Annotated in this window: 1 protein-coding gene; it reads left to right on the plus strand. The window is 58.2% G+C overall.

The genetic code is table 11. The features are described from left to right. Positions 1-128: 128 nt before the first annotated feature. The coding region (locus tag QT222_RS00575; RefSeq protein WP_491475957.1) for a DNA-binding protein at positions 129-965 on the plus strand (837 nt) is incomplete at its 3' end.

The raw sequence follows: 965 nt of genomic DNA on the forward strand, positions 1-965 counted from the left end.
CGGTAGGGCGCTCGCGAAGGCGCGAGCGAGAGCGCGCAGATGGTTCTGTCGGTCGGTGTCGTCGGAAAACCGCGATGTTGCAGCATCGCGGTGTCGGGCGCTGAGCGCCTTCAGGTGCTAGAACACCAATGTCGAGTAAGAACGTCACCACTGATGTAGTTTCGGTCGATGAACAGGCATTCGAAAAAGCGGACGAGGTCACAGTCGATGAGGATGGGTTTGAGGTCGTCGACGAGACGCCAGCCTTCAGGCCGACGGTCGAACAAGAAGTGCAAGCAAAAGTCGATGCGAACCATCCGGATGCGAAGGTCCACAGCCTAACCCTTGAAGCCGAGGAGAAGCTCCAAGCCAGAGAGTGGGAGATCGAGCGAACAAACAAGCGGTTCGATGCGCGACAGCAGTCCAGTCGTGAAGCTCGGACGCGGCAGGCGGCTATGCGAGGAAGTCGTGAGCGGCAGGATGCGTTCCAGAAACGGGCCGGGTGCGTGGACCGATGGCAGCACCCTGAAGAACCGGATGCAAGAGAGCAGTTGTCGCAGGACAAACTGGCGACGGTGAATAAGCAATCGATGCGGTTGGCCGAGAAGCTCGATGGCTGGTCGCGAGCGGCGATCAGTCGTCGGTTGGCCCAACAGGTCGTCGAAGGGAAGTCGATGATGAGTGCAGTCGTCGGCGTCTACGAGGAACTCCAGACTGCGGCAGGACAGGTGATTCCGATTGGAAAAGTCGAAGACGTGAATCGAAAGGAAGTGAGCGTTGAAGGGCGCATCGAGGTACTCTGGGATGCGACGTCGCCGGCGATTGCACAAGTCGGGCTAATAGCAGACGAAAGCGGGAAAACGAAAATTACAGTCTGGGAAAAGTCGAATCAACCGTGGATGGAAGAAGGCGAGCGAGTTCGGATTCACGGCGCTGCGAAGAACTGGTACAACGGGCGTGTTTCGATTGCCCTCACTGGCTGGAGC

Source organism: Haloferax sp. s1 (genome assembly GCF_058382125.1).